The 3,801-nt window shown below is 67.4% G+C and carries 3 protein-coding genes; all 3 read left to right on the forward strand.

Annotated elements, in window-relative coordinates; genetic code table 11:
* On the forward strand, nucleotides 1-2,339 hold a 2,339-nt coding region (locus BLW27_RS20355; RefSeq protein ID WP_425429312.1), incomplete at its 5' end, for a heavy metal translocating P-type ATPase.
* 31 nt (nucleotides 2,340-2,370) lie between these two features.
* Nucleotides 2,371-2,922, forward strand: a complete 552-nt coding sequence (locus BLW27_RS20360; protein ID WP_089886549.1) for a c-type cytochrome — start codon at nucleotides 2,371-2,373, stop codon at nucleotides 2,920-2,922.
* A gap of 24 nt (nucleotides 2,923-2,946) precedes the next feature.
* The coding region (locus BLW27_RS20365) for a DUF305 domain-containing protein (protein ID WP_089886551.1) at nucleotides 2,947-3,801 on the forward strand (855 nt) is incomplete at its 3' end.

Below are 3,801 nucleotides of genomic sequence, written 5' to 3' on the forward strand. Positions count from 1 at the left end.
ATCATGGTCACGATCACCATGCGTCGGCGGCGAAACAGCCAGAGCCGGGCAAGGCAATAGATCCGGTCTGCGGCATGTCCGTCACCATGGAGACGGCGAAACACACCGCCGAGCACGAGGGCCAGACCTACTTCTTCTGCTCCGCCGGCTGCCGCGCGAAGTTCGAGACCAGGCCGGAAATCTACCTCGATCCCGCATTGAAGGCGGCGCCGAAGCCGGAGGCGTCGGACACGATCTACACCTGCCCGATGCACCCCGAGATCGAGCAGAAGGGTCCCGGCACGTGCCCGATCTGCGGCATGGCGCTCGAGCCGAAGGGCGTGCCCCTTCTGACGGACGAGCCGTCCGAGGAATATGTCGACTTCCGTCGCCGCTTGGTGATCGGCGCCGTGCTGACGGTCCCGCTTTTCATCGTCGCGATGGGACGGCACTTCCTGCCGCAGTTCTTCATGGCCATTCCGGCCGCGTGGCTGGACTGGGCCGAGCTGATCCTTGCCACGCCCGTCGTGCTGTGGGCCGGGGCACCCTTCTTCGTCCGCGGCTGGGCGTCGATCCGGACGTGGAACCTCAACATGTTCACGCTGATCGCGATCGGCACCGGAACCGCGTGGATTTATTCGGTCGTGGCGACCGTTGCCCCGGGGATATTCCCGTCGCAGTTCCGCGGGCACGAGGGCGAGGTGGGTGTCTACTTCGAGGCGGCCGCCGTTATCGTGGTGCTGGTCCTGCTGGGGCAGCTTCTGGAGCTGCGTGCGCGGGAACAGACCGGCGGCGCGATCCGCGCCCTGCTGGACCTCGCGCCCAAGACCGCTCGGCTGGTGGATGCGAAGGGCGAGCGCGACATCCCGCTCGACATGGTGCGGACCGGCGATCGCCTGCGCGTCAGACCGGGCGAAGGCGTGCCTGTGGATGGCACCGTGGTCGAAGGCGGATCGTCCGTGGACGAAAGCATGATCACCGGCGAACCGATCCCGGTCGAGAAGCGGCCTGGCGACGCGGTGACCGGCGGCTCGATCAACCAGACCGGCAGCCTCGTGATGGAGGCGACACGCGTCGGGTCGGAGACGATGCTCAACCGCATCGTCGCGATGGTGGCCGAGGCGCAGCGCAGCCGCGCGCCGATCCAGAAGCTGGCCGATCAGGTGGCGGGCTGGTTCGTCCCCATCGTGGTCCTCGTGGCGGTTCTGGCGTTCATCGCATGGTCCGCGTTCGGACCTGCCCCCGCGATGGCGCTGGGGCTGATCGCTGCGGTGTCGGTGCTGATCATCGCCTGCCCCTGCGCCCTTGGCCTTGCCACACCGATGTCGATCATGGTCGGAGTCGGCAAGGGCGCGGGCAAGGGCGTGCTGATCAAGAACGCCGAGGCGCTGGAGCGGCTTGCCGCCGTGGACACGCTGGTGGTCGACAAGACCGGCACCCTGACCGAAGGGCGCCCCACGCTGGTCGGTGTCAGCGCCCGTGACATGCCCGAGGACGAGGTCCTGCGCCTTGCGGCTGCGCTCGAGGCCGCGTCCGAGCACCCGCTGGCGCGCGCCATCGTCGAGGGCGCGCAGGAGCGCGGCATCGACGTGCCCGCCACGCGCGACTTCGACAGCGTGACCGGCAAGGGCGTTAGGGGCACGGTCGACGGACGCCGCGTGGCCATCGGCAACGCCGCGATGATGGAAGCCGAGGGCGCGGATGCCGCCGCCTTGCGCGACATCGCCGCTGCCGAACGGGCCGAGGGCCGCACAGCGATGTTCGTCTCGGTGGACGGCGCGGCTGCAGGCGTCCTTTCGGTCGCCGACCGCGTGAAGGAGACGACGCCGGCGGCGATCCGGGCGCTGCACGACGAGGGGCTGCGCATCGTCATGCTGACGGGCGACGCCGAGGCGACGGCGCGCGCGGTGGCGCGCGATCTCGGCATCGACGAGGTGATCGCCGAGGTCCTGCCCGAGGACAAGCACGACGCGATCCGCAGGCTTCAGGGCGAGGGCCGGACCGTCGCCATGGCGGGCGACGGCGTCAACGACGCCCCCGCGCTCGCCGCGGCGGATGTCGGCATCGCCATGGGCACCGGGGCGGACGTGGCGGTGGAAAGCGCCGGCGTCACGCTGGTCAGGGGCGATCTGTCGGCACTGGTGTCCGCGCGGCGGCTGTCCCGGGCCACGGTGCGGAACATCAAGCAGAACCTGCTGTTCGCCTTTCTCTACAATGGCCTCGGCGTACCGGTCGCGGCGGGGGTCCTGTATCCGGCCTTCGGCCTTCTGCTGTCGCCGATGATCGCCGCGCTCGCCATGAGCCTGTCGTCGGTGTCGGTCATCGCGAACGCGCTCCGGCTCAGGACCAAGACGATATGACCCGGCGGAAATCGCAACCAAGGAGAAAGTCATGGGACCCAAGGCCATAGGCGCTGCTCTCGGTGTCGTCGCGACGCTTCTCGTCGCTATCGCCGTCTGGCTGACGGTGGCCTACACCGGCGCCTACAACGTCGCCGCGACCGACACGCACGCGGACGCTGTCCGATGGACGCTGGACACCACGATGCGCCGCTCCGTCGCCAGCCGGGCGGAAGACATCCTCCTGCCCGGAACGGTTCCGCAGGACATGCTCGCCGAAGGGGCGCAGCATTATGCTGCAAGCTGTGCGCACTGCCATGGCGGTCCGGGGGTGGAGCCGTCGGAATGGTCGCGGGGCATGCGACCAGAGCCGCCCCACCTGGTCGAGGCCGCGGCCGAGTGGGAGCCGAAGGAAATCTATTGGATCGCCGAGAACGGCATCAAGATGAGCGGCATGCCCGCCTTCGGCCGCCACCACGGGCCCGAGGAACTGCTGACGATCGCCGCGTTCGTGTCGCAACTGCCCGGGATGTCGCCCGAGGACTACGCGACGATCACCTCCGGTGACGATGGACACGGCGGCAACGTCGCCGGTTCGGAATAACTCCAGAAACGAGGGAACACACACATGTCCTACATCCGCTTCGGCCTCATGATCCTCACCTCGACGGTGGTGATGTTCATCCTGATGTATCTCAACACCTACGCGTGGGAGCACGTCTTCTATTCCGAGACGCGCACCTACATGGCGATCATGATGGGCGCGACCATGGCGGTGATCATGCTCGGATACATGCTGAGCATGTATTCGAACAAGATGCTCAACGTCGCCATCTTCACAGGCTCGGTAATCGTCTTCGCCCTGACGCTCTGGCTCGTCCGGAGCCAGGTCACGGTGTCCGGCGAAAGCTACATGCGGGCGATGATCCCGCACCACTCGATCGCGATCATGACCTCCGAACGCGCACAGATCCGCGATCCCCGCGTCCAGAAGCTGGCCCACGAGATCATCGTGGCGCAACGGCGCGAGATTTCCGAGATGCGCTATCTGATCGAAGAGGTCTCGGAAGGCGACATCGTCCAGTCAATCTATCAGGACCCGCCCGCTGAGGTTGGAACGATCGAGGCGGCGCTGAACAATACCCTGATCTCCACGCTCGATCCCTCGACGATGCCGGAGGCGGAGGCGGACCAGATCCTCGATCCCGGCCCCCGCTGCTCGTTCAACCGGACCCCCGAGGAGCACCCCATCCTGTGGGTGGGGCAGGATAGCGGGACGGCCGCGATCAAGCTGAACGGTGTGCTGGTGCCGCTCGAAGCAGCGGGAGAGACCGAGACCGCCGGCACCGTCTTCGCGGCAGAGGGCACACGCGTGGCCGTCGCGCCTCTCGGCGAAGAGGCAGACTGGCGCTCCAACGCAGAAATGATCTTTGAGCTGGAGCAAGGGCTGACCGTCGGATACCGCGGCTTCTGGTCGTGTGCA

This window comes from Citreimonas salinaria, from assembly GCF_900107235.1.
Taxonomy (GTDB): Bacteria; Pseudomonadota; Alphaproteobacteria; order Rhodobacterales; family Rhodobacteraceae; genus Citreimonas; species Citreimonas salinaria.

Coding starts and splice junctions, on each gene's coding strand:
- BLW27_RS20360 (WP_089886549.1), top strand. CDS start 2,371: ATGGGACCCAAGGCCATAGGCGCTGCTCTCGGTGTCGTCGCGACGCTT.